General features: G+C 41.9%; 23 protein-coding genes. 14 read left to right on the forward strand and 9 right to left on the reverse strand.

What is annotated here, in order from left to right; genetic code table 11:
- The first annotated feature begins 16 nt into the window (after nucleotides 1-16).
- The 3 genes from LX64_RS18540 to LX64_RS18550 are packed head-to-tail and all read left to right on the forward strand — an operon-like array spanning nucleotide 17 to nucleotide 5,701.
- On the forward strand, nucleotides 17-1,375 hold the full coding sequence (locus LX64_RS18540) for a TolC family protein (RefSeq protein WP_111599192.1): 1,359 nt from the start codon (nucleotides 17-19) through the stop codon (nucleotides 1,373-1,375).
- A 9-nt stretch (nucleotides 1,376-1,384) separates the two neighbouring features.
- Nucleotides 1,385-2,458, forward strand: coding sequence for an efflux RND transporter periplasmic adaptor subunit (locus LX64_RS18545; RefSeq protein WP_111599193.1), 1,074 nt, complete (start codon nucleotides 1,385-1,387; stop codon nucleotides 2,456-2,458).
- A gap of 36 nt (nucleotides 2,459-2,494) precedes the next feature.
- On the forward strand, nucleotides 2,495-5,701 hold the full coding sequence (locus tag LX64_RS18550) for an efflux RND transporter permease subunit (RefSeq protein ID WP_111599194.1): 3,207 nt from the start codon (nucleotides 2,495-2,497) through the stop codon (nucleotides 5,699-5,701).
- 203 nt (nucleotides 5,702-5,904) lie between these two features.
- Here the strand turns inward: LX64_RS18550 and LX64_RS18555 are convergent, their stop codons facing one another.
- The gene (locus LX64_RS18555; protein WP_158538674.1) at nucleotides 5,905-7,143 is read right to left on the reverse strand and encodes a histidine kinase; all 1,239 of its coding nucleotides are present in this window, start codon (nucleotides 7,141-7,143) and stop codon (nucleotides 5,905-5,907) included.
- Nucleotides 7,144-7,322: 179 nt separating this feature from the next.
- Between LX64_RS18555 and LX64_RS18560 the strand changes: the two genes are divergently transcribed.
- The 3 genes from LX64_RS18560 to LX64_RS18570 all read left to right on the forward strand — a co-directional run bounded on the left by LX64_RS18560 (nucleotide 7,323) and on the right by LX64_RS18570 (nucleotide 10,809).
- Nucleotides 7,323-8,351, forward strand: a complete 1,029-nt coding sequence (locus LX64_RS18560) for a phenylalanine--tRNA ligase subunit alpha (protein ID WP_111599196.1) — start codon at nucleotides 7,323-7,325, stop codon at nucleotides 8,349-8,351.
- A gap of 552 nt (nucleotides 8,352-8,903) precedes the next feature.
- Nucleotides 8,904-9,764, forward strand: coding sequence for a 3-hydroxyacyl-CoA dehydrogenase family protein (locus LX64_RS18565; protein WP_111599197.1), 861 nt, complete (start codon nucleotides 8,904-8,906; stop codon nucleotides 9,762-9,764).
- Between the two features lie 64 nt (nucleotides 9,765-9,828).
- Nucleotides 9,829-10,809 (forward strand): NAD-dependent epimerase/dehydratase family protein, encoded by a 981-nt coding sequence (locus LX64_RS18570; protein ID WP_111599198.1) that lies wholly within the window; start codon nucleotides 9,829-9,831, stop codon nucleotides 10,807-10,809.
- A 20-nt stretch (nucleotides 10,810-10,829) separates the two neighbouring features.
- Here the strand turns inward: LX64_RS18570 and LX64_RS18575 are convergent, their stop codons facing one another.
- The 3 genes from LX64_RS18575 to LX64_RS18585 form a co-directional block, all read right to left on the reverse strand.
- Nucleotides 10,830-11,510 carry a hypothetical protein gene (locus LX64_RS18575; RefSeq protein ID WP_111599199.1) on the reverse strand — a complete coding sequence of 227 codons (681 nt, stop codon included), beginning with the start codon at nucleotides 11,508-11,510 and terminating at the stop codon, nucleotides 10,830-10,832.
- A gap of 82 nt (nucleotides 11,511-11,592) precedes the next feature.
- Nucleotides 11,593-12,537, reverse strand: a complete 945-nt coding sequence (locus tag LX64_RS18580) for a UDP-3-O-(3-hydroxymyristoyl)glucosamine N-acyltransferase (protein WP_111599200.1) — start codon at nucleotides 12,535-12,537, stop codon at nucleotides 11,593-11,595.
- Between the two features lie 586 nt (nucleotides 12,538-13,123).
- On the reverse strand, nucleotides 13,124-13,834 hold the full coding sequence (locus LX64_RS18585) for a Crp/Fnr family transcriptional regulator (protein WP_111599201.1): 711 nt from the start codon (nucleotides 13,832-13,834) through the stop codon (nucleotides 13,124-13,126).
- A gap of 67 nt (nucleotides 13,835-13,901) precedes the next feature.
- On the opposite strand from LX64_RS18585, the gene LX64_RS18590 reads away from it, so the two are divergent.
- From LX64_RS18590 to LX64_RS18620, 7 genes are all read left to right on the forward strand, one after another.
- Complete coding sequence (locus LX64_RS18590) at nucleotides 13,902-14,489, forward strand: pseudouridine synthase (protein ID WP_111599202.1); 588 nt, start codon at nucleotides 13,902-13,904, stop codon at nucleotides 14,487-14,489.
- 72 nt (nucleotides 14,490-14,561) lie between these two features.
- Nucleotides 14,562-15,437 carry a YicC/YloC family endoribonuclease gene (locus LX64_RS18595; RefSeq protein WP_111599203.1) on the forward strand — a complete coding sequence of 292 codons (876 nt, stop codon included), beginning with the start codon at nucleotides 14,562-14,564 and terminating at the stop codon, nucleotides 15,435-15,437.
- A 22-nt stretch (nucleotides 15,438-15,459) separates the two neighbouring features.
- Nucleotides 15,460-15,945, forward strand: a complete 486-nt coding sequence (locus LX64_RS18600) for a gliding motility lipoprotein GldH (RefSeq protein ID WP_158538675.1) — start codon at nucleotides 15,460-15,462, stop codon at nucleotides 15,943-15,945.
- Nucleotides 15,946-15,960: 15 nt separating this feature from the next.
- Nucleotides 15,961-16,965, forward strand: coding sequence for a sensor histidine kinase (locus LX64_RS18605; RefSeq protein WP_158538676.1), 1,005 nt, complete (start codon nucleotides 15,961-15,963; stop codon nucleotides 16,963-16,965).
- A gap of 128 nt (nucleotides 16,966-17,093) precedes the next feature.
- On the forward strand, nucleotides 17,094-17,804 hold the full coding sequence (locus tag LX64_RS18610; RefSeq protein ID WP_111599206.1) for a response regulator transcription factor: 711 nt from the start codon (nucleotides 17,094-17,096) through the stop codon (nucleotides 17,802-17,804).
- A gap of 223 nt (nucleotides 17,805-18,027) precedes the next feature.
- Nucleotides 18,028-18,852: a sensor histidine kinase gene (locus tag LX64_RS18615; protein ID WP_148707380.1), complete on the forward strand. Its 825-nt coding sequence runs from the start codon at nucleotides 18,028-18,030 to the stop codon at nucleotides 18,850-18,852.
- 146 nt (nucleotides 18,853-18,998) lie between these two features.
- The gene (locus LX64_RS18620; RefSeq protein WP_111599208.1) at nucleotides 18,999-19,754 is read left to right on the forward strand and encodes a LytR/AlgR family response regulator transcription factor; all 756 of its coding nucleotides are present in this window, start codon (nucleotides 18,999-19,001) and stop codon (nucleotides 19,752-19,754) included.
- Here LX64_RS18620 and LX64_RS18625 read toward each other — a convergent pair.
- The 3 genes from LX64_RS18625 to LX64_RS18635 form a co-directional block, all read right to left on the reverse strand.
- On the reverse strand, nucleotides 19,749-20,519 hold the full coding sequence (locus tag LX64_RS18625) for an SH3 domain-containing protein (protein WP_111599209.1): 771 nt from the start codon (nucleotides 20,517-20,519) through the stop codon (nucleotides 19,749-19,751). The genes LX64_RS18620 and LX64_RS18625 overlap by 6 nt on opposite strands.
- A 69-nt stretch (nucleotides 20,520-20,588) precedes the next feature.
- Nucleotides 20,589-22,541 (reverse strand): BatD family protein, encoded by a 1,953-nt coding sequence (locus LX64_RS18630; RefSeq protein ID WP_111599210.1) that lies wholly within the window; start codon nucleotides 22,539-22,541, stop codon nucleotides 20,589-20,591.
- Between the two features lie 139 nt (nucleotides 22,542-22,680).
- Nucleotides 22,681-23,388, reverse strand: a complete 708-nt coding sequence (locus tag LX64_RS18635) for an SDR family oxidoreductase (protein WP_111599361.1) — start codon at nucleotides 23,386-23,388, stop codon at nucleotides 22,681-22,683.
- Between the two features lie 184 nt (nucleotides 23,389-23,572).
- Between LX64_RS18635 and LX64_RS18640 the strand changes: the two genes are divergently transcribed.
- A complete protein-coding gene (locus LX64_RS18640; protein ID WP_111599211.1) occupies nucleotides 23,573-24,268 on the forward strand; it encodes a YjjG family noncanonical pyrimidine nucleotidase in 696 nt (231 codons plus the stop codon).
- Between the two features lie 128 nt (nucleotides 24,269-24,396).
- On the opposite strand, the gene LX64_RS18645 is transcribed toward LX64_RS18640, so the two are convergent.
- Both LX64_RS18645 and LX64_RS18650 read right to left on the reverse strand, forming a co-directional pair.
- Nucleotides 24,397-24,630 (reverse strand): hypothetical protein, encoded by a 234-nt coding sequence (locus LX64_RS18645; RefSeq protein WP_148707381.1) that lies wholly within the window; start codon nucleotides 24,628-24,630, stop codon nucleotides 24,397-24,399.
- A gap of 71 nt (nucleotides 24,631-24,701) precedes the next feature.
- Nucleotides 24,702-25,358 (reverse strand): phosphatidylserine decarboxylase family protein, encoded by a 657-nt coding sequence (locus tag LX64_RS18650; protein WP_111599213.1) that lies wholly within the window; start codon nucleotides 25,356-25,358, stop codon nucleotides 24,702-24,704.
- Nucleotides 25,359-25,435 lie beyond the last annotated feature (77 nt).

A 25,435-nucleotide genomic window follows, 5' to 3' on the forward strand; every position in this document is an offset into this window, starting at 1 on the left:
GATATAATAAACACTCATGAAAAGGTTGAAATTCTCATTCATTCTCCTAATTGGGTTTGGGTTAACAACTGCTGCTACAGCACAAACAAAGCTATCCTTGCAAGAAACTTTGCAGTTCGCTTTGAAGCGCAACCAGCAGCTACAACAAGTTCGCTTGGAAGAAGATCTAGGCAGGCTCAAAACAAAGGAAATCCGTGCGCAAGCACTTCCTCAAATAAGTGGTTCGGGTAACTTAACCGACAATATCCTCAAACAAAAGATGGCATTGCCTGGCGACCTAGCCGGTAAACCAGGTGAATTGGTAGTACTTACTGCCGGTACCACTTGGAATGCTTCTTTGGCGGGTGACCTTTCCCAACAAATCTACAACCAAAGCGTTTGGACAGGTTTAAAGGCTGCTAAAGCAGGCGAACAATACTACGCACTGCAAACAGCACAATCTGAAGAAAATGTAATCTATAATATTTCTTCCCTCTACTTTAATGTATTGGTAACAAACCAAAAGATCGCCGTATTGGAAAGCAATATTGAGAAGTTTAAAAAACTAACCGAAACAACGCAAACCCAATTCGATAACGGCTTGGCGAAAAAAATCGACCTCGACCGTATCAAGGTGAGCCTTACAAACTACACTTCGCAGCGTAATACATTAGTAAACCAAGTGCAAGTTCAAACGAATATGCTCAAGTTCGCTATCGGTATGCCTGCTTCAGAACAAATAACTTTTCCCGAGTTATCATTAAAAGATATTCAACAACAAACGGCGGGTAATATCGACTGGGGTAATTTTGATACGAACAACAGAACGGAATTTAAGTTAATCGAGAAACAAGAAGAATTGCAACAATTTCAAAGAAAGGCTTACTTGGCCGAGTATTACCCAACCGTTTCGTTGAATGGCCGCTATTCTTACAACGGGATGAGCGACAAGTTCGACTTATTCAATGGTAAAGGCGGTTCTGCTTTCTGGTACGGAATGGCTAACATCAGCTTAAACGTGAAAATCCCAATTTTCGATGGTTTCGCACGTAAGTCAAGAGTACAACAATCAGAAGTCAAATTGAAGCAACTCGAATTCGAAAAAGATCGTACGAAAAACGATCTTACCACTTCCTTCGAAAATGCTAAACTCCAATTAGCCAACAACCTTAATACCATTAAGGCTCAAAAAGAAAATATGGAGCTCGCAGAAGAAGTATACGCTTCTACCAAAAACAATTACGAACTCGGTTTAGCTAACTTAACCGACCTCCTAAATGCTGAAACTTCTCTCGCAGAAGCACAAAACAGCTACAACGAAGCGCTCTTGCAATTCAAACTTGCAGAACTCGAATTAATCAAGTCTAACGGTAACCTTAAAACACTCTTAAACTAATCTATAGCCATGAAGAAATTTTTAATCTACGGCGTCATTACTATCGGTGTATTAGCTTTCATTGTTTGGAAATTGAATGCTAATAAAACTGCTAACGTTGCTAAAACAGAATTCGTAAAACAAAGCAACACCGGCGATGTACCAGTATTAGTTGAGAAAGTGGCTAAAGTCGAATTCGATCAAAGCTTCCAAGCTAATGGTAACTTCGAACCAATCCGCGAGCTCACTTTCATGAGTGAAATTTCAGGTAGAATCACCAAATTGAATGTTGACGAAGGTTCTCACGTTTCTACCGGTCAAGTTATCGGCCGTGTAGACGACCAAATTATCAATACAGAATTGCAACAAGCTAAAGTTAACTTGGAACAATTACGTGTAGATAAAAACCGCTACGAAAACGCATTCAAAACAGGTGGCGTTACACAAAAACAATTAGACGATACTCGTTTGCAATACGACTTAGCTGTTGCGCGCATCGAAGCTGCTCAACGCCGTGTAAACGATACTTATATTAAAGCGCCTATCTCTGGTGTAATCAATAAAAAGTACGTAGAAGTTGGTGCTTACCTTTCTCCTGGTACTAAATTGTACGATATCGTAGACGTTTCTAAATTGAAATTAACAGTCTCTGTTCCAGAAGCACAAGTAATCACGTTGAAAAACGGCGATAAAGTAAACGTAACAACAAACGTATACCCAGAAACAAACTACACCGGTACTATCTCTTTCATTCCTGCTAAAGGTGATGCTACATTGAACTACCCTGTTCAAATGGAAGTAAGCAATGTAAGCGGTAAAACGTTGAAAGCCGGTATGTACGGTACTGCTCACTTCGGTTTACCTCAAATGGAATCTACCATTTTAGTAGCTCGTTCTGCTTTCGTTGGTGGTGTGAACAGTAACCAAGTATACGTGCTCGAAAACAACACGGCAAAATTGCGTAAAGTAGTTGCCGGTAAAATTTTCGGCGATAAAGTTGAAATCCGTGAAGGTTTAGCGGAAGGTGAAACCGTGATCACAAGCGGTCAAATCAACCTCGTTGATGGTTCTAAAGTAACCATTCAACAACCCGCCGGTAAATAGTCAACGCTTTGTTTGCACGATTCAAAACATGAGAAAATGAAGATTACAGAAATATCCATTAAACGACCTACGGTTGTAGTGGTATTGTTTACGATACTCACGTTATTGGGAGTCATGAGCTACAAGTCGTTGAACTATGAGCTCCTTCCCAAGTTCTCGTCACCTATTGTGACCATTTCTACAGTATACCCCGGTGCTTCCCCGCAAGAGGTGGAAAGTACCATCACTAAAAAAATTGAAGATGCGGTAGCGTCTATGGAGAAAATCAAAAAGATTACTTCCAAGTCATCTGAAAGTTTATCCGTAGTAACCGTGGAATTGAATAACGACGCCGATGTGGATTTAGGCTTACAAGACGCTCAACGTAAAGTGAACGCGATCTTGGCCGACCTACCAGGTGATGCGAAACCGCCTTCTTTGAATAAATTCTCTTTGGATGATTTACCGATCATGACCTTATCTGCTACTGCCGATATGGACGATCGCGAATTCTACGATCTAGTAGATAAAAAAATCCAACCTATGTTGAGCCGCTTACCCGGTGTAGCACAAATTTCTTTGACCGGTGGTCAAGAACGTGAAGTGCAAATCAACATGGACCCTAAGAAATTAGAAGCGTACAAATTATCGATCTTACAAGTACGTAATATCGTAACCAATGCGAACCTCGACTTCCCTACGGGTAAAGTAAAAACCACTGAGCAACAAATCTTGATTCGCTTAGCAGGTAAATACAAAAACGTTGAACAATTGCGTGCGTTGGTATTAAAAACCACGGCCGATGGTACACAAATCCGTTTAGGCGATGTGGCTGATGTGCAAGATTCGCAGAAAGATGCTGAGAAAATTGCCCGTGTAAACGGTATCAGCGCTATCGCGATGCAAGTGCAGAAACAAACAGATGCGAATGCTGTGAAAGTATCGGAAGAAGTGAAGAAAGCAATCGCAAAAGTAGAAGCAGAATATGCAGCGGCTAAATTACACATCCAAGTAGCAAACGACTCGTCGGACTTTACGTTGGAATCTGCCGATTCTGTAATACATGACTTGATCATCGCCGTATTGTTGGTAGCAGCGGTAATGTTATTGTTCTTGCACAGCTTACGTTCTGCCCTTTTCGTAATGATCTCGATCCCTGCGTCTTTGATCGCTACGTTTATCGGTATGAAGTTGATGGGCTTTTCCTTGAACTTGATGAGTTTATTGGGGCTTTCCCTTGTGGTGGGTATCCTTGTGGATGATGCCATCGTAGTATTGGAGAACATCTATCGCCATATGGAGATGGGTAAAAACAGGGTGCGTGCTGCGTTTGATGGTGTGAAAGAAATTGGGTTTACAGTAACATCGATCACTTTGGTTATCGTGGTAGTATTCTTACCCATCTCTTTAACCAACGAATTAGTATCGAAAATCTTACGTGAGTTCTGCGTGGTGGTAATGATTTCTACCATGTTATCCTTACTCGCTTCGTTCACGATCGTACCGCTATTGTCTTCTCGTTTCGGTAAGTTGGAACATATTACAGGTAAGAACTTCTTCGAGAAATTCATTTTGTGGTTCGAACGCCAGTTGGATAAGTTCACGAATTGGATGACGGGCATCTTAAAATGGTCGTTGAAAAATAAATGGACGAAGTTATCTACCCTTGGTATTGCTATTTTCTTGTTGTTCGCTTCTTTCACGTTATTAACAAAAGGTTATATCGGTGGTGAGTTTATCCCGAATGGTGACCGTGGACAGTTTATTGTGATGATGGAAATGCCGAAAGATGCATCTCTTGAACAAACGAACCAAGTAACGCGTAAAGTAGAACAGATTTTAAATAAAAAGCCTGAAGTAACAACGTTGATCACTACAGTGGGTCAAACAAGTGAAGACGGCTTCGGTGTATCACAGGCAACTGTATATAAATCCGAAATCACAGTTATGCTCGTAGATCAGAAAAAGCGCGCCGACGCTTCTGATATCTTCGCAGCTAAATTGAAAAGCGAATTGGCAGCTCAATTACCTGGTGTGAAAGTGAAAACTACCCCGGTAAGTATCATGGGTACAGCGCAAAGAGCGCCGGTAGAGTTAGTTGTAATGGGTAACGACCTTGATACAGTAATGGGCTATGCGAAAAGAGCAATGGCATTATTGAAAACGATTAAAGGTACGAGCGAGGTGAAATTGTCGGTGGAAGAAGGTAACCCAGAAATCAACGTGCAAGTAGATCGCGATAAAATGTCGGCACTCGGTTTAACCCTCGAATCTGTGGGTGGTACCATGCAAACAGCTTTCTCAGGTACGGCTGATGATTCTAAAATCAAATTCCGCCAAGGTGAATATGAATACGATATTAACATGCGTTTCGATGATTTTAACCGTAAAAACATCAACGACGTAGCCAATATCAACTTCGTGAACGATAAAGGTGAATTGGTGAAATTATCCCAATTCGCTACCATCACAGAAGGTTCTGGTCCATCTCGTTTGGAACGTAGAGATAAGAGCACTTCCGTTTCTGTACAATCGCAAGCTATTGGTGTACCATCGGGTACCATCACAGCCGAGTTTGGTGAGAAATTGAAAAGCCTCGAAAAACCAACAGGTGTGAACTACGTATTTGGTGGTGATGCCGAAAACCAAGGTGATTCATTCGGTACATTAGGTGCTGCCTTGTTGATATCCATTATCATGGTGTACCTCATCATGGTGGCCTTGTACGATAACTATATCTATCCATTCGTAGTATTGTTCTCTATCCCGTTGTCAATCATCGGTGCATTGTTGGCCCTCGCGTTAACAAATAATACATTGAACATCTTCACGATTTTGGGTGTGATTATGTTGATCGGTTTGGTGGCGAAGAACGCGATTATCCTCGTGGATTTCACCAACCAAATGAAAGAAGAAGGTCAAAGTACTTACGAAGCCTTGATCCACGCGAACAACGCACGTTTACGCCCGATTTTGATGACTACCATCGCGATGGTGATTGGTATGTTGCCGATCGCGTTAGCTACGGGTGGTACCGCTTCTACTAAGAACGGTTTGGCTTGGGTTATTATCGGTGGTTTGATTAGTTCGATGTTCTTAACATTGATTGTAGTACCGGTGGTATACGCTATCATCGACAGAATCATGCGCAAGTTTGGTTGGGGCAACCCTTCTAAGAAACGTTTGATCCGTCAACGTATGGTGGCACCAATTCGTAAAGAAGAAATTGAAGCAGAAATGAAAGCCGCAGCTATGCACAACTAAGCTGCGTTTACATAAAGATTAAGTGTTACAAACAGTGTAACAGTTGTAGGTTTAACTAAATGGCCGAAGTAGTCTTACTTCGGCCTTTTTATTTGGTAGTTGGCTATTTTGAGCTAATTGTTCATACGCACAACCCGCCTTCTTCAGTCGAAGCGAGCGTGGCAAGTAAAGCTAGGGCATGAACGGTTGTTCAGTACCAACTCCTATTCTTCGTGTATCCTTGAAATTTGAATAAGTACCTTGGTACCCGCCGGTAACTGGTTATCGCTATATAAATCTTCTACATCGATGCTAAAGTGCGTGTTGAAAAGGCTTTTATACAATTCTACTCGTTCCATGCACAGTAACATACCTTTCGATACATGTTTGTTTTGTTTGAGTGATTGTTGCTCGTTTTGAGCAGCCTGTTTGCGCCCTACCCCGTTATCGGTGATTTCGCAAGTGAGGTGACCGTTTTGTTGTTGCCAGTTGATATGAAGTTGCCGGTCGCCATTTTTATTCATTAACCCATGCCAGATGGCATTTTCGAGGAAAGGTTGGATTAACATACCCGGCACTAGTTGTTGGTGTAAATCGATTTGTTCGCTTACGCTGATATTAAACTCGAAAGGCTTATCTACGCGGAGTGATTCCAGGTGGAGATAATGTTGAAGCATTTCTATTTCTTCATGTAAGGAGATGAAATTTTTCTCGGCATGCATGAGAACCATGCGTAAAAGCTTGGCAAACTTGGATAGGTAGGTCGATGCTTTTTCTACTTCGTTGTTGAGGATGCAGTAGTAAATTCCGTTCAAACAATTAAACAAGAAGTGGGGGTTCACTTGCGATTTAAGTGTAACCAAGCGCAATTCTGCCAGTTGTTTATGCAAATGCTGTACCTCTATATCTTGTCGATGTGCCTTTTCTTCTGCCAAGGTTTTGCCAATTTTCAGGGCACAGATCATCGCGATATTCTCCAACAGTGCTAAATGCTGTTGGGTGTAAAAGTGTTTACGGGAATGCTCGCTATCAATAATCCCTATCACCTTACCTTCATAAATGATAGGCACAGTAATTTCAGAGAATCGTTGTTGATCGTCGAGGATATACCGGCTATCCTGGGTGGTATCACTCACAATTTCTGCTTTGGCGGAAGCTGCAACGGAACCAACAATACCCTGCCCGATGGGTATTTCGATAGGGTCGTGGATAATAAATTGCTGTGGATTTTTAGCGCCGAAGGCGGCCTTCTGTACAAGCTTGTTGTTGTTTTCATCCACCAGGTACATCACGCAATCTTCGAAGTGTAATTGCCCGATACAATTCTTGGCAATATCCCAAAGAATGTCTTCCACGGTGTTTTTACCGAAAAGCGATGTAGCGAAATAGTTCACCATAGCTTGCGCTTGGTAGCGTTTTTTATAACGGTTTATCGTAACCAGGGCTATAATAAGCGCTATCATGAGGGCGACGATAAGAATTATATAAAAAAGTGGCTGCATATGTGCGAAATAAGTAGTTTTTTTGGAGGATTTGCAACACGATGCTGGCGGGCGACAGGTAAAAATTAAGAAAAATTAGCGAAAAGCGCGTCGCCAGTGGCAGTGTAGCTTTGTGTTATTTATTTTATCTTTGTTCTCTTATGGAGCAGATTGTACAGCAAATAGAAGCGTATAAGCAAGAAATTAGCGCTTTTGAACCTAAGAATGCCGACGAACTAGAACAGTACCGGATTAAATTCCTCGGTACAAAAGGCATTGTAAAAGCCATTTTCGGCGAAATGAAACAAGTGCCGAACGAGCGTAAGAAAGAGTTTGGACAGATTTTGAATGCCTTTAAGCAACTAGCTGAAGAGCGTTACGAAACGTTTGCTCACTTAAAAGACGCCGCTGCTTCCGGCACCAACGATATCGACTATACATTACCGGCAGAGCCGCATAGGTTGGGTACCCGCCATCCTATCAGCATTGTGCGCAATAAAATAATCAGGATTTTCGAGCGTTTGGGTTTCACCATCGCTGAAGGACCAGAAATTGAGGACGACTGGCATAACTTCACCGCGTTGAACTTGCCAGAGAACCACCCGGCTAGGGATATGACTGATACATTCTATATCAATCAGAACCCCGATTGGTTGTTACGTACACACACTTCTAGTGTACAAGTACGTGCCATGGAGAACAGCAAAATGCCGATCCGCATTATTTGCCCAGGTCGTGTTTACCGTAACGAAACTATTTCTGCCCGTGCACACTGCTTCTTCCACCAAGTAGAAGGCTTGTACATTGCTGAAAATGTATCGTTTGCCGATTTAAAACAAACCTTGTATCACTTCGTGAAGGAAATGTTTGGCGAAAACTCGGAAGTGCGTTTCCGTCCTTCTTACTTCCCATTCACCGAACCAAGTGCAGAAATGGACGTTACTTGCTTCATCTGCGGGGGTAAAGGTTGTTCTGTTTGTAAGCATACGGGTTGGGTAGAAATCCTCGGCTGTGGTATGGTACACCCAGAAGTATTACGCAACTGTGGCATCGATCCAGAGAAATATACCGGTTTCGCATTCGGTATGGGTATCGAAAGAATTACGATGTTGAAGTACCAAATCAAAGACTTACGACTCTTCTCCGAAAATGATCAACGTTTCTTAAAGCAATTTGAGACTGCCTTGTAAATAATAAAATCTTGCTAGAAAGCTGCTTCGTAATCGGAGCAGCTTTTTTTTATTGCAGCCTGTTATAATATCACACTACAGGTGTAAACCTATTTTAGAACGTGACATTGCCTATCCCTTTTCTGTGTACATACCCTATCTTCACCCTATCCCTACCCTATCTAAAGCCTATCTCGACCCTATCCTAAGCCTATCCTAAGCCTATCTCCACCCTATCCCCCGCCCTTTTAATAACTTGTGAATCAATTTGTTAGCTGTTTTTGAGCTAAGTCTAGACCTTGTATCGTTTTGGTATTCAATAGTTTGTGAGAGATTGACCTACATTTTGTCACTATGATAATACTTGGTAAATAAGCGGATATATGCCTAAGTTCATGGCAATAGCTACCCAAGCCAACCATTTTATTAAGCGTATTAGATACATTCCTCATGCTGCGTTAAATGATGCTTGGGTAAGTCAATCGATGATGACTGCGGGCGACATATGGTTAATCGCCTCATATTCCCGATATTGCGAGCGCTTAATCTAGCTATCCTAAACCAAAACAATTTATGATCGAACATATTTCAACCATCGTAGTATGTGGAGCAGGTACCATGGGAGCTGGTATTGCTCAAACAGCAGTTTTAAGTGGGTTTCGAACGATTTTATTCGATTTGAATGAAGCAGTGTTGGAGAAGGCTTATCAAAACATTACCCTGCAATTCGAAAAGCTATACGAGAAAGGTAAACTATCTACTGCTGCAAGAGAACTAGCTTATTTGTCGTTGGAAACAACCACCGACCTGCAAACTTGCTTTGGTGATGTAATCATAGAAGCGATCGTAGAAAAAATCCCGGCTAAAGTAGGCTTGTTTAATCAACTTGCCGAAATCAACCATAGTGATGTGATTTTCTGTAGCAATACTTCTTCCCTCTCGATAAGTGCCATTGCCGATAAGGTACAGAACCCATCGCGCGTAGTGGGCATGCATTTCTTCAATCCCGCTCCCGTCATGAAGCTCGTAGAAATTATCCGCGGAACGCAAACATCCGAAGCGGTGGCGAATAGAACTTACGAACTGGCTAAGCAAATGGGCAAAACTCCCGTGCATGTAAAAGATAGTCCTGGCTTTATCGTAAACCGCGTGGCTAGGCATTATTACCTCGAAGCGATGCAGTTAGCCGAAGATGGTGTAGCTAGCCTACCCGTAATCGATAAATTGTTAGAGAATGCAGGGTTTAAAATGGGACCGTTCGCCTTAATGGATCTGATTGGTAACGATGTGAACTTAGCCGTTACAACCAGTTTGTATGAAGCGTTCGATCAAGCACCGCGTTTTAAACCCGGCCAATTGCAAATTGATAAAGTTGCGAAGGGAGAACTGGGTAAGAAAACCGGCAAGGGTTTTTACGATTATACCAATAAATAAACGGTGGTTATCCTTCTAGCTTTGTATAACTTTACGCATCTTTTTTAAACAGACAACCTACTACATGATTTTAGTTACCGGCGGTACAGGGTTTTTAGGCAGCAACTTATTACGTGCTTTAGTGCACGCGGGCCAACCCGTAAAAGCCTTATTCCGCAAACAAATTCCCGCTCAACTCAACGACATACAAGACCGCGTTACCTGGGTACAAGGTGATGTGCTCGATATTTTTTCGTTGGAAGATGCGTTGGAAGGTGTAACACATGTATACCATTGCGCTGCCATCGTTAGTTTTCTGCCACAGATGAAGCAAACGATGATGAAAATCAATATTGAAGGCACGGCTAATGTAGTGAATGCTTGTTTGGATGCAGGTGTTAAAAAGCTTGTATACGTAAGTTCTGTGGCTGCATTAGGCAGAGCAAAGGAAAACCAAACCATCACGGAAGCTGCTGAGTGGGTCGACAGTAAAAATAACTCGGCTTACGCCCTTAGCAAACACCTCAGCGAAATGGAAGTTTGGCGGGGCATCGCAGAAGGATTGCCAGCAGCAATCGTGAACCCATCAATTATTCTTGGTGCACATTACTGGCACGATGGTTCGGGCATGTTGTTGAAAAATGCTTGGAAAGAATTCCCTTATTATACGAAAGGGGTGAATGGTTTTGTTGATGTAGAAGACGTAGTAAAATCTATGCTGCAACTTATGGAAAGTAATATCTCCGGCGAACGATTTATTCTTTCGGCAGAGAACTGGCCTTACCGCGAGTTATTTAACCATATGGCTGCGGCCCTCGATAAAAAGCCACCACACATTGCCGTTAAACCATGGATGGCTGAACTTGTTTGGCGCATGGAAAAATTGAAGCAACGCTTCACTGGGAAGAAGCCTTTGATTACCAAAGAAACAGCCCGCACAGCACAACTGGAAGTACTGTACGATAATACAAAGTTGCCAAAGTTTTTACCTGGTTTTAGCTATAAACCATTGGCTACAACAATAGCCGAAATTTCCGCGGCATATAAAATTTATAAATCACAATAGGTATAAAAAAAGATGAGTTCTTACTCATCTTTTTCTTTTAAAAGTAATGCGCCGAAAGCGGCTGCTACTAAGCTTTTGGTATTATCATCAATATTTTGAGCCACCCACATTTTGGGTACTTTCTCTACCCTGTAAGCAGCAATCACTTTCTTGCGATCTCTTATTTCGTAACACATTTTTTCATACGAATTCACAATGCCGAATTTGTTGTTGGCAGTGATGGTGAATTCCTTCTTTCCCTGTGTTAAAACGCCGATGCTTTTATTATCATTCAACATTAAATAATGCGGAGCTTTCAAGATCATTTCCCCTTTAATGCTATCTGCTTTTTGTGGATAGCTAAACACCGCATAGTAATAATTACTGCTGTTGGTTTTGGGTTCAAGATAATTCGGTAAGCCGGCTTCCATAAATGCAATTGCCGGTGTATACAACACTTGCACATTGCTTGTATCGTGTACACTTGTAACGGTGTAGTTGAAGGCTAGTTTTTTTTCTTTGAAACGTTCGGCTGGTGAAGATTTGATAACGCCTGTACGTTTAGAGCTTGTCGTATATGGCCCGTATTGTACTATTTTGGCTGTGAACCAACCATCGTCGATGCTTACCTTCCATTCGTTGGCATCGTCGTAAATATCTTTCGTGGTGGATGGTGTGAATGCACACAGTGCAAGTAGGCTGAGAAGGAGTTTTAGTTGCATAGCATGTACAATTTAGCGGGTTTGGGTAGTACAAACTTATAAAGAAAAACGGCCCCTACCTTGTAGAGACCGTCTTATATTTTTATTGATTGTTGATCCTTTGCCAAATTTCTGGAATGCGTTTAATCCAGCCTAATTCACGGCGTTTTTGACGAGCATCTTCTGCTGGGTAGCCGAAGTAAGTTTTGCCGCCTTCCAACGAACTAGGTACACCACTTTGTGCTAATACTACGGCACCTTTACCAATGGTTAAGTCTTTTGATACACCAACTTGTCCCCACAAAATAACGCCATCTTCAATAATCGCTTTACCACCGATACCTACTTGTGCAGCGAATAAACAGTTTTTACCGATAACGGCACCATGACCAATATGGATCATGTTATCGAACTTGGTACCACGACCAATAATCGTATCACCGCTTACCCCTTTATCGATAGTACAGCTAGCGCCGATTTCTACATCGTCTTCGATAATTACGCGGCCGCAGCTTTCTAGTTTATCGTACCATGCTTCACGTTCTGGACGTTTTTTGAAATAGAAAGCATCGGCACCAATAACCGTACCTGCTTGGATAATTACATTATCGCCGATAATGGTATGATCGTAAATCGTAACGTTCGGGTGGATCAAGCAATTTTTACCGATACGAACGTGGTTACCGATGAATACATTCGGTTGAATAATGGTGCCTTCGCCAATCACCGCGGTGTCGCTAATAGGAACATGCGAAGGAACGAAAGGGCGGTATTTTTTTACGAGAGAAACGTATGCACTAAAAGGGTCGTTCAACACTAATAAGGCCTTCCCTGCCGGGCACTCGACTTCTTTATTGATAATGATGATAGTGGCTTTTGAATTGAGAGAAGCATTGTAATACTTTTCAAAATCGACAAACGAAATATCACCATTTTCTACTTTGTGGATTTCATTTAAACCAGTAGCAAGTAAGCTGGTATTGCCTACGAGCTTCGCGCCAATTTGCGCTGCTATTTCAGTAACCGGAACCGGTGTCTCGAACTTCATAAAAGAATGCTTTTAAAGTGCAAACAAAGTTAGTGTAATTAAGTATTGCAAACGTTAGTAAAAGGAATGATAAAAGGAGATGTTGTAGGAAGAGTGGGATAATAAAAATCGCATTAAAAATTGGATGCCGGGGAATGCCTAACTGTTGTTATCCACAAAAAAGTTAGCATTGTGCATAAAATAATTTGTAAAATTTTTCTTTTGTGATGAAATTCTTTTTAATATTGTGTAGGGAATCTTGTTTCCCTGTACTTACTAACCCATTCACATAACGAGAAAGCCTGGTTGTTCAAACTTCCAGGCTTTTTTCATTTCTGCTGTAAAGCTTGCTGTTATTGGGTTTGCGTTGATCGCATTTTTTCCTACAGATACTTAGTGTACAAATTGAACCTTGTGGTTCGTTAACTGTTGATGTGGTGATGATACACTTTTGGTGTTGTGGATAATTACTTCGAGGGTTGAAAGGAAGGGAGTTGGTCATGCATCCTATCGAACAGTGCTCGATAGTAAAGAGGAAGATGAACGGAATGCGACGCCCAAGAAGCTCGATGAGCGATTAAAAGCTTGACTTATCAATCAATGAAAACTACTCTTGTAAGTTGGCCATGCGAACGAGCTGTGCATGTTCCAAAATCTTGATCTTCTTACCGGAGAGGTCGATCACTTTTTCCTTTTTGAATTCTGATAATAAACGGATAGCTGATTCGGTAGCAGTGCCTACGAGGTTAGCAATTTCTTCGCGGGAAAGCATGACGTTGATGGTTTGATGATCAGCGGCAAGTCCGTACGTTTCTTTTAACGTAAGTAAAGTTTCAGCGAGGCGTTCGCGAACAGGTTTTTGTGCGAGGTGCGTAATCTTTTCTTCTGCCTTGCGTAATTCGCTGGTGAGGATCTTCATCATCTTCAGCGAGAGTACCGTGTCTTTTTGCAAAACACTTAAAAACACATCGCGCGGGATGAAACAAACAGCGCTATCTTCTAACACCGTTGCCGTAGCCGTATATGGTTCGTTGGAAATTAAAGCTTTGTAACCGATGAGGTCGCCCGGTTTAACGAGACGAATGATTTGCTCACGACCATCGTCGCCGGCATGGGTCAATTTGATCTTGCCCGAATTGATCGAGTAAATACCATACGGTTGCCCGCCTTCATGGAAGATATCTTGCCCTTTTTTGAATAACGAGCATTTCTTCACGGCGGCAATAGCTGCGGCGTGAAGCTCATTCGTGTCGGCAAAAATATCGCTCACGTATTTGTTACAATATTGGCACTGTGGCTTGTCTATATACTTACTCATTACCGTTATTAACGATCGGAATGTAGCAAAATTACTAATTTACAGGCCCTAAACCAAAGCAAGAATCGTGGCGTTGAATTATTTTATCATATATAAACCTTACGAAGTACTATCGCAGTTCAGTAAAGAAGGGTCAAAAGCCGTACTGGGCGATTATTTCGACGTTCCGCGCGACGTGTACCCGGTGGGTCGTTTAGACTTCGACAGCGAGGGATTGTTAATATTAACGAACGATAAATCGCTTAATCACCGTCTTTTGAACCCTCAATTTGCCCATAATCGTACGTATTGGGTGCAGGTAGATGGAGCTATTACCCCGGAAGCCGTGCAAAAACTTCGCAAGGGGGTGGATATAAAAGTGGATGGTAAAACGCATCATACGCGGCCGGCGATCGTGGAAGTGTTCGAGGAAGAGCCGTTTGTGCCGGAGCGCAACCCACCAATCCGTGTTCGTAAGAGCATTCCGGCGCCATGGATTGCCCTTACATTAAAGGAAGGTAAGAACCGCCAGGTACGGAAAATGACAGCTGCCGTGGGCTTCCCTACCTTACGATTAATTAGGTATAGTATTGGGAAATTGACCATCGATTCATTACAACCGGGCGATATAGTGGAGCTTTCACAAGCAAGCATATACGAAGCCCTTTTCAAATAACGAGGCTGAACACGCTGGATTCTTTGCTCTTTGCCCGAATTTAGTTAGGTTTGTTGCCTACAAATCATCATTATGCTCAAATCCATGACCGGCTTTGGCCGTGCAGAAGTTACCCAGGGAGAAACAACGATCATCGCGGAGATTAAATCGCTTAATGGCAAACAGTTCGAGGTGAATTTGAAGCTATCGCCCTTGTTAAAACCCTTTGAATTCGAAGTGCGCAACATGTTGCAGCAAGTATTACAAAGGGGTACCATCGATGCTACGATCAACATCAAGCAAAATGGTGCATCACGTCCTGTTGTGATTAACACAGCATTGGCACGCTATTACCACGAGGCGATCAGTACAATGGCTACCGATTTGAACTTGCCACAAGAAGATATGCTCAACGTGTTGATGAAACTCCCGGAAGTAGTTTCCCCGGCATCAGAACAAATGTCGGACGAAGAATGGGCACAAGTGAAAAGTGTAATCTCTAACGCTATTGGCGACTTAGACTTGCACCGTATCGATGAAGGAAAGGTATTGGAAGCAGACTTGCGTTTGCGTATCGACAATATCTTGGCTTATACCGAGAAGGTGAAAGAGTTAGACCCTACAAGGAAAGAAAAAGTACGCCAGCGTTTAGATGGATTGTTAGCGGAATACGTAGGTAAAGAAAACGTAGACGCCAACAGGTTAGAGCAAGAACTCGTGTTCTATTTAGAGAAATTGGATATTTCAGAAGAGTTAGTGCGTTTACAAAACCACTGTCGTTACTTCCGTGATATTTTGAATGAAGAGGAATCCAGCAAAGGTAAAAAGCTCGGTTTCGTATTACAGGAAATCGGACGTGAAATTAACACAACGGGTTCCAAAGCCAACGATGCTAGTATCCAACAATGGGTGGTAATGATGAAGGATGAGTTGGAAAAAGCCAAAGAACAAGTATTGAATGTCTTGTAAGCCTTATAATTTTTTTAGCATCATGAAGTATTGCTTTGCATTAGCAACGCTTTGCCTACTGTGTTTCTCTGCTTGTAAGCCACCACATATGGACACTTACGAGAAGAATATTGAAATCCCGGGGCACAGTTGGACCTACGACTATAAGCCGACTTTTGAAGTGGATATCCAACCGGCAGACACGGCATTTTTGTACCGTGTTTCCGTGAACGTAAGGCATGAAGATGCCTACCCGTTCAATAATATGTGGATCAACCTCACCACTAAATTGGAAGGATCGAAAGACAGCGTTTCTTCCCGCGTGAACCTACCGCTAGCCGATGCAATGGGCAAATGGTCGGGTTCGGGTGTAGACGATATATTTGAGCACCGTGTACAAATTTTAGATAACGCGGTTTTTGATAAACCAGGTAAATACAAGTTTACCTTCGAACAAAAAATGCGGCAGAATCCTTTGCCACACGTGATGAACGTGGGTTTGCGCATCGAGAAAGTGTCTGCCCGGTAGCATATGAAAAAGGTTTTGCAAAAATTACAAACCGGTAAAGGCATCACCTTTATCTACATTATCTTGTTAGGCTATATCGTGTTGGCGCTTATCTGGTGGGGAATTTTGTTGTTTCGCCAGAGTCACCAAATTAAAGCCTACGAGGAGCAAAACCTTGCTTTGCGGCTAGACAGTTTAACCACGCCGGTATCGTACCATGTGGAATTAGAGCGAATCCGCCATGATGAGCAAATGCGCACCTTTAAGTTTTTTGGGGAGGGTGCTACCTTTTTGGGTTTCATCTTACTAGGCGCTGCCATCGTTTACCGAGCTGTATGGAAACAAATTAAACTGAGTCGCCAGCAGCAGAACTTCATGATGGCGGTTACCCACGAGTTGAAATCACCTATTGCGGCAGCAAAACTTAATTTGGAAACTATCCGCAAGCGTAAGTTAGACGAAGAGAAGCAAAATAAATTGCTGGAGAATACCATACGGGAAACCGATCGGTTAGACCAGTTATGTAATAATATCTTATTAGCTTCACAGTTCGAGAACTCGAAGGCCCAATTATTCGTAGAGCCTGTTAATATGAGCCAATTGGTGAAAGCAGGCGTAGAAAATATCCAGCAGCATAGAACTTCGCATATAGTAGAGGCATATATCACCCCGGGGATTTGGATGGAGGGTGATAAGTTTATGTTGGGCTTGGTTTTGAGCAACTTAGTAGAGAATGCCATCAAATATGCCCCTAAAGGCTCTACCATTTCCGTGAAACTGTATGAGAAGGATAAGCTGCTGAAATGGCAGGTTATCGACCAAGGTGACGGCATTCCAAACAGCGAAAAAGAGAAAATCTTCCAAAAGTTTTACCGAGTTGGTAACGAAAATACCCGGAAAGCTAAAGGAACTGGCTTAGGTTTGTACCTCACGAAGCGAATTGTAGAACAGCATGGTGGCGAAATAGCGGCGAAAGACAACCCTGGCGGCGGCACCATTTTTGAATTGAGCTTCGGAGATTATTCCATTCAACATGCATAAAATAAAACGGTTGTAGTAATTTTATACTATGTGCCAAGACTGCATAAACGACCGACCAACATCATCGGCACGATATTTTAGGCTTATAGCACACAACGTAAAATTTTATTCAGCAAACAATATCATATATGAAGGAAGCGAACAAAGCAACAATCTTGCTGGTAGAAGACGAAGAGAATTTGCAGGAGGCCCTGAAGCTGAACTTGGAATTAGAAGGATATGAAGTAACCGCTGTAGATAATGGCACCGCTGCCTTAAAAGCGGTGAAGAACGAATATTTCGATTTGATCATCCTCGATATTATGCTCCCGGAAATGGACGGTATCGCCGTATGTGAAAATATACGTATTCAAAATAATGAAGTACCCATCCTATTCCTTAGCGCTAAAAATAGTAGTGCCGACAGGGTACTCGGGTTGAAGAAAGGGGGCGACGATTACATGACCAAGCCTTTTAACTTGGAAGAATTGTTATTACGCGTCGAGAAATTGATCGTAAAGAATAAGAAAATCCAAGACAAGGACAGCGTTCCGAACGTATACCGCTTCGGTAATAACAGCATAGACTTTGCTGCACAGGAATGCATTGGAAAAGATGGTCAGCACCACGAATTAAGCAAGAAAGAAACGATGTTATTAAAGCTTTTGATTGAAAACAAAGGCGAGGTAGTAACACGTGAAAAGATATTACAAGTAGTTTGGGGCTACAATGTATACCCTACTACCCGTACAATTGATAACTTCATCTTGAACTTCCGCAAATACTTCGAGGAAGATAGCCGTAACTCGCGTTACTTCCATAGTGTACGTGGCGTTGGGTATAAGTTTACGGATGTTTGATCATGAAAAAGTACGAACTGCATAAGGAAAGCACTCTTAACGGGGTGCTTTTTCTTTTGAGGAAGGCGGTATAGCCATTTATATCTTAAAAGTTCCCTCTTATATCGTAAAAACTGCTTGTTAATAATTCTACGCGTACAAAAAACACATTAGGCTTTATATTTACTAAGTAACTATTTAGGAATCATTTTACCACCGTATAACCCCAACAATAATAATTGTTGTGCTGAAGCTAGTTGATACATTTTTGCATGGTAGTTGGCCATTCTGGACGATCATCCTCTTAACCGGGGTGTTGATTGTATTGTTAGTGTTCACCCGCGAGAAGAGCATTCGAAAGAAGCTCCAAGCACGCGCCGAATACAAACAGCAATTGGCTGCCATGGAATGGCAAGCCTTTCAATCGCAAATGGACCCTCACTTTATCTTCAACAGCTTAAATGCTATCCAGCATTTTATTTTATCTACCAGCACAGAACAAGCCTCCTTGCATCTTACACGATTTTCTAAGTTAATGCGCCTTACCATCGACCATTGTAGTAAAGAATGGATTTCCTTGGCAAGCGATTTAGAAGCATTAGAACTGTACATCCAACTTGAGCAATTACGCTTCGAAGGGCAATTCGAATTCGATATTACGGTGCAAGCCGGTTTAGATGCTGCCACGGTTCAAGTACCTCCCTTCATTATACAACCATATGTGCAAGATGCCATTTGGAAGCATTTACTAACGAGTACCAACAACCAGCAAGGTGGAAAACTTTGGATTGAGGCGGGCGTTAGAAATGGTGAGTTGGTGATACGGTTAGAAGATAACGGGATATCGGCATGGCCGCCTTCAAAAAACAACTACCGTTACCGCCCCCCAGCGGAAGATGTAACTTATGAACGCCTACATTTTATCAACGAAAAATACCACGCAAATGCACACATCAGCAGCGGCCAATTATTTAACTTAGAGGGCGGAAGGAAGGGAACATATACCCTGATTTCCTTGCCCGCGTATAGTACGGGCCTCGCGATGGATAAATTGCGAATTATTAAGTAATTTGACACGCGGTATTCGCGGTATAAAAAGAGAGTTTAAGCAATAATAACAACCAACAACCAATCAATTAGTTACGCTACAAGGATGTATAGGACTGATCATGTATTCTCTTGCTGCCGGTAACGCAAAATATTTGCTATTTAATTATGCAAGCGATCATTATCGACGACGAAAAGCATTGCCGTGATGTGCTGCAAATGCTACTCAATAAATACTGTCCACAAGTAAAAATCGTTGCCATGTGCAATGATGGGACAACTGCTTTGGCAGCTATTGCTCAATATGAACCCAACCTCATTTTTTTAGATGTTGAAATGCCCGGTATGGATGGTTTCGAATTGCTACAAGCGATTCCCCAACCTACATTCTCCGTTGTGTTTACGACAGCCTATAATCAATACGCTATCCAGGCAATTAGGCATAGTGCGCTAGACTTCCTCCTAAAACCTATTGATAAAGACGAGTTAATACAAGCTGTACAACGCGCTCAGCAAGCGCAACAACAAGCCAGTCATCCTACTAAAAAAGTAGATAACCTTTTACAATTCTTACAGCAACACCTTCAACCCAATGAACGCATTGCCCTCCCTACCCTCGATGGTTTACGGATGATGCCTATAAAAGAGATTTTGTATTGCGAATCAGACGGCGGCTATACGCGCATTTTCATGCAACAGCAACACGATAAGGCAGTGTTGATTTGTAGAACCTTAAAAGAAGTGGAAGATGTATTGAAAGAAAAAGGTTTCTTCCGCGTACACAACAGTTACCTCATTAACTTGTCCTATATCGATAAATATATTAAAGGTGATGGTGGTGAAATAGTTATGAGTGATGGCAAGAGCATCCCCGTTTCACGTAATCGCAAACAAGAATTTCTTACCCGCATCGAACGCTTATAATACCTTGATACTTTGCACAGGGATCCATCCCGTTTTGCCATCAGCCAATTGAATTTTGCTGAAACCAGCCGCTGTGTCCAAGATTTCCACCTTCATGCCTTCCCGCGCTTCAAACATATCGCGTGATTTAGCATCGGGTGCTTCTTTTACTTTGCTGGAAGTTTGCATTACAATGGCCGTAGAATCGTCGGTAGCAACGGAGTACACGTAAATGCTCATCGTTAAATAACCTAAGAAAAACACGGTGATGCCGTACATACCCCAACGGATGAATTTATGGTGGAAACGAGGAACGAAGCGATAGAGCATGAACGCTATGGCGAGTATCCAAAACACAACGATACAGCCAATTGCCCAGCCATTCGGGCTATGGATTTTTTCCAAAGTAATAAACCATTCCTGGAAGAACAATAAGGGCAAAGGATCTACATTGTCTTTAATGCGGAGTGAAGCGATTTGCAAGTTATTAGCTGCTGCTTGGTTGTTGGGATTTAGTTTCAGTGCTTTCTCGAAACTATATACCGCTGGACCAGTTTTATTTAGCTTTAAATATGCATTCCCTGCATTGTAATATAGGTTATCGGCTTGGTAGCCGCTATCTATTAAATGTTGATATGCATTAGCAGCTTCGGCGTATTTCTGTTCTCGAAATAGAACATTGGCCGCGTCGAATTGCTGTTGTACCGGTGCTTGCGCTTTTAATTGCGCCAAGGATGATAACGCCAGTACGCATATTAAACCCCATTTGCGAATAACTTGCCGCATGTGCTTTGTATGTAATGTTGCAGTGTGTACTGCGGTTTACAAATATAAGTTCGTGGAAATTGTTACAGTTTATGCAGCTTCTTTTTTCAATGCTCCTTCTAAATCACTAATCACTTGGATAGCTTGCTCGTACGTGTTTTTACGAACATCATGACTGTTAGAAGGTGCATATAAAGCAATCTCGCAATTATCAATCAACGCAAACAATTCTGATGTGATTTGTTGGTTGATGTTTTCAGTAGCCAAGCGATCTTGTACCACTTGCTTACTGAGGTTGGCCATCGGGATGTGGAACTTATGACTAATATATCCCCATACCGCGCGTGATGTTTCTTCATAGAAAGCCTTGTCTTTTCCTTCTTTCAAGTAACGGGCTGCTAATTCCAGGCGCTTGAGGGCCACTTTATTAGCTTGTTTGTGCTTGAGCAAAGAAGCATTGCTTTTCCAATAATCTTTACGCTTATTGTACCAAGATAAACCTGCGAAAACAACCACAGGTAAGAGTAATAAAAGCCAGAACCAAACACTCGCAAAGAACAACGGGATACGTAACTGCCAAGATTGCGGACCTACTGCAATACCCTGGAGTTCGTTACGACCAGGAGCTGTAGCTAGCTTGGTTTTTACGCTTTTCTTGCCTTGTGCAATGTCGAGTTTGATAGGATCGGAAGAAAGCGTTTTATAAGCATTGCTGGCCGGATCGAAATAGGTGAATTCGACTGGCGGAATTTCGTGCTTACCGGCTTCCAATGGCATAATCACGTACTCGAATTCGCGCGTTCCTGAAAGAGGATTGCTATTCGGGTTGAGTTGATCTGCGACCTTAGGATCATATTTTTCAAATACGCTCGGTACTTCTAATTTCGGCGCATTTAATAAGTTGATATTGCCTTGCCCAGTAATTGCCACCTTTAAAGTGATAGCATCGTCGGTTGTAATATCTGTTTTGTTAGGCGTTACTTTCATTTCGAAACGACCAACAGCACCATTAAAGCTGGCAGGTTTGCCTGCAATTGGTAATGGTTTTACATTGATTTTTACAACGGGGCTTTGAATTTTATAAGGAATGTCTTGGTATTCTTGCCGAGCAAATACATCGTCGAAGAATGGGTCGTCGAATGGAGAGCCGCCCCAAGCATCTTTAAATGCTGGGTCGTCGAATACATCGCGCATCCTGTTATTCTTATTACCAGGTACAATGAGGCGTACTTGGTTATCTACTTCGGCAGGATCTAATTCCAATGTGCCGGATTGTAGGGGGAATAACATGGTTTTACGAATTGTGAATACCCTGAAAGGGACGCCATTCACCATCTCTGTTGTAGGTTGTGGCGGGTTGGGTAATTCAATATCACGCGTAGAAAAACCTTTAAACGCCGGTACTTTCGTTACAGCCGAATTGGTTGGCAAACGTGTGAAAAGTTTATAAGTAGCGGTGATTTGCTCACCTTCATATACATTCGTTTTGTCTACATCTACACGTACAAAGAGGTTTTTCTTCAGCTTCGCATTTACATCTTCATTGCTTTTTAAGAAGGCATCTACGTCACTATTGGAACCGCCAGGACGGGCATGTTGTTGAGGTTGACTGTAAGGTTGAGAAGATTGTGGACGAACCGTTGTTTTTGTGACTTCAATATTCACTGGGTTCGACTTTACTTGGTTGCCATTAATACGAATACTTGCACCAGCAATGGTGAAGCTACCGTTTTGTTTGGGCATCAAAACATAAGAAACGATCAATTGTTCCGTGCCTTGGCCATTCACCCATTGCGAACTTTGCATTTGGTTAGGGCCTTGCAACACGTTGAAATACTTAAAATCTGGCGGCCTGAAATCACCAACATCTTTGGCATTTTCAATCACGAAATTGATTTGAAAGGGCTGATCTTGAGCAACCGTGTTGGAACTAACAGTCGTAAAAAAGCGGGACGTTTGTGCATACACATTCGCGATTACGCTAAGGCATGCCAACAGAGTTAAAAGAAAATGCTTCCGTATACAAACTAAACTTTTCATCATCGTGTAACAAATTTAACCAAAGCAGCCTGGGGTTCGTCCTATTCTGTCGTTAAAAGTTAGTTAAAAAAACTTATATGATTATTGCCCAAGACTGTTATCCAGTAAGGGTTTTGGCAAATAAAGAAACGTTAATATTATTTTAACTGATATCGCCTAACATAGGTCGTAATACAATCTCTTCCATGACTGTTTGTGGAGCTAAAGTATAGGCAGTCCAAATAATTTGGGCAATATCAGCTGCAGGCATTAAGCGATCGGCTGGTCCATCGAAACCGGCCCAAGAGTTTGTCCATGTTGGCCCTGGACTTACGCTAGAAACCTTAATATTATGGGGTTTTAGCTCTTCGCGCAGGTTTTGGGAAAAACCAAGAAGTGCAAACTTCGTGATACTATATGAACCACCGTTGGCATATGCTTTATGACTTGCAGTGGAGCACAAATTAAAAATATACCCGGTTTTTTTCTCGATCATTTTTGGTAATAAAGCACGCGTAAGATGGTAGGCACTGAAAAGATTCACAGCCATCATATCTTCCAGCTTACCGTCGGGTTCTTCTTTGAGGGCCCCGGGAATGAAGATACCGGCGTTATTTACGAGGATATCAACTTGAGGGAATGCTTGGAGAATGGTTTGGGCGAATTGGAGAACTTGGGATTTGTTACCCATATCTACACTTTCCGCTATTACCTTTACATGTGGATAACTTGCGGAGATGCTGTTTTTCATCTCCATTAATTCTTTTTCATTACGAGCGCATACCGCTATACTCACACCTTCTGCTGCGAATTTTTCCGCTACTGCCCTGCCAATACCTTTCGTTGCGCCTGTAATTACTGCGTATTTCATGCTTAAACTTAATTTTTGAACCTTAAAAATAAGCATCTGTCGGAAGAAAATCGAACGTTAAAATTTAGTTGTTGTAAGGGTGAAAAAGGAACTATTCCTTTGGTTATCTTACCTTTGTGTTGCAATTACGCCGTACATATTAATTTTTATGTGTAGCAGAGTGTAGAATAATGGCCAACGAATTATGAAGTACAAACATATATTTTTTGACTTGGATCATACCCTGTGGGATTTTGAAACCAATTCAGCATTAACACTAAAAGAATTATACGATACTCATCAATTGTCTGCCCGCAATATCCCGTCGTTCGAATCTTTTTATAATACATACACAGAGCATAACGACCGTTTGTGGGATCGTTTTCGCAAAGGATTTATTACACGCAACGAATTGCGCACGAAGCGTTTTTGGTTGACGTTTTTAGATTTTAAGATTGCTGATGAACCGTTGAGCAAAACGTTCAGCGACCAATTTTTGCAAATTCTTCCAACGAAAACATCACTTTTCCCGAACACGATCGAGGTATTGGAGTATTTAACCAAGAAGGGATACCCTATTCACTTGATCACCAACGGTTTTGAAGAAACCCAATTGCTCAAAATTAAAAACGCAGGCATCGATAAATACTTTACACATTTAATTACCAGCGAAACAGCCGGCAGCTTAAAGCCTAAGCGCGAAATCTTCGATTTTGCCTTGTCAAAAGCCTCCACCACAGCTGGGGAAAGTATTATGATTGGTGATGCCATTGATATTGATGTATTGGGTGCTCGTACAGCTGGCATGGACCAGGTGTATTTCAACCCAAGTAAGCTGCCACAGCAGCAATTTTCGACTTATACTATCAGCGATTTAAGCGAGTTAATGGCAATTTTGTAAGAAATTGTTCCAGCATATTAGAAAGCGTACACATGAAAATGTGTGCGCTTTTTTGTTGGTAATACTCAGAAGGCATAAAAAAAACCGCGCTCCGATGGAACGCGGTTATATACAAAATTGTAATATCGTTATGCTTTCTTATCCGCCGGCTTAGCAGCTTTGATGGCCGCGGCTTTTGTTGGTTGTTTGCAGCAAGATTTAGTAGTAGCTTTAGCTGTACTTTCTTTTTTCTCGCAGCAGCCTGCCTCTTTCTTGCAAGCTTCTTTCTTTGATTTGTCTTTCGTAGCATTTTTATCTTGAGCAGAAACGGCTGCACCTGCAATCAATAATACCGTAGCGAAAGAAAGGAAGAATTTTTTCATACGAATAAGGTTTTGATGGTTGAAATGGGTGTTATTAAAGATAATCAATTTCCACTTCAATTATAACCCCATTAAGCAGGTAATGTTGCAATAATGGTTTGACCACCTTTCACTACTTGGTTCAATTCCACGTTTACTTTCGTGCCAACAGGCAAGAAAAGATCGACACGAGAACCGAATTTAATGAAGCCCAATTCTTCGTTTTGCTTCACCTGGTCGCCTGGTTTTAAATAGTTTACGATTCTACGAGCCAATGCACCGGCAATTTGGCGAACGAGGATAGCTTGTTTACCATTGTCGATTACCACGGTATGACGTTCATTCTCTGTAGAAGATTTAGGATGCCATGCTACTAAAAACTTACCGGCGTGGTAGGTCGATAATTTTACGGTACCGCTAATTGGGTTTCTATTTACGTGAACGTTTGCTGGGCTCATGAAAATAGAGATTTGTAAACGTTTATCTTTAAAATATTCCGGTTCGTTGGTGTCTTCGATTACCACTACTTTACCGTCGCAAGGAGAAATAATGCTTTGTTCATCGTAGGTATACACGCGTGTAGGGATGCGGAAAAAGGACACGATAAATAAGAAAAATGCGGTAGTGATGCCTAAAACGGTGTATTGGATACCCGGGCAATCGCAAAAGTAAAACAGTAGGCCATTCAAAATTGCCAATACAATAAATGTTAGGGCAATGGTCGGAAATCCTTCGCGGTGGATCTTCATTGTTTTGAAAGTTATAAGTGTTTAATAGTTTAAAGGCGTTGTTTAAAACAAAAAAAGCGCTTAAAAGCGCTACGAAG

Source organism: Chitinophaga skermanii (genome assembly GCF_003259335.1).
Classification (GTDB): Bacteria; Bacteroidota; Bacteroidia; order Chitinophagales; family Chitinophagaceae; genus Chitinophaga; species Chitinophaga skermanii.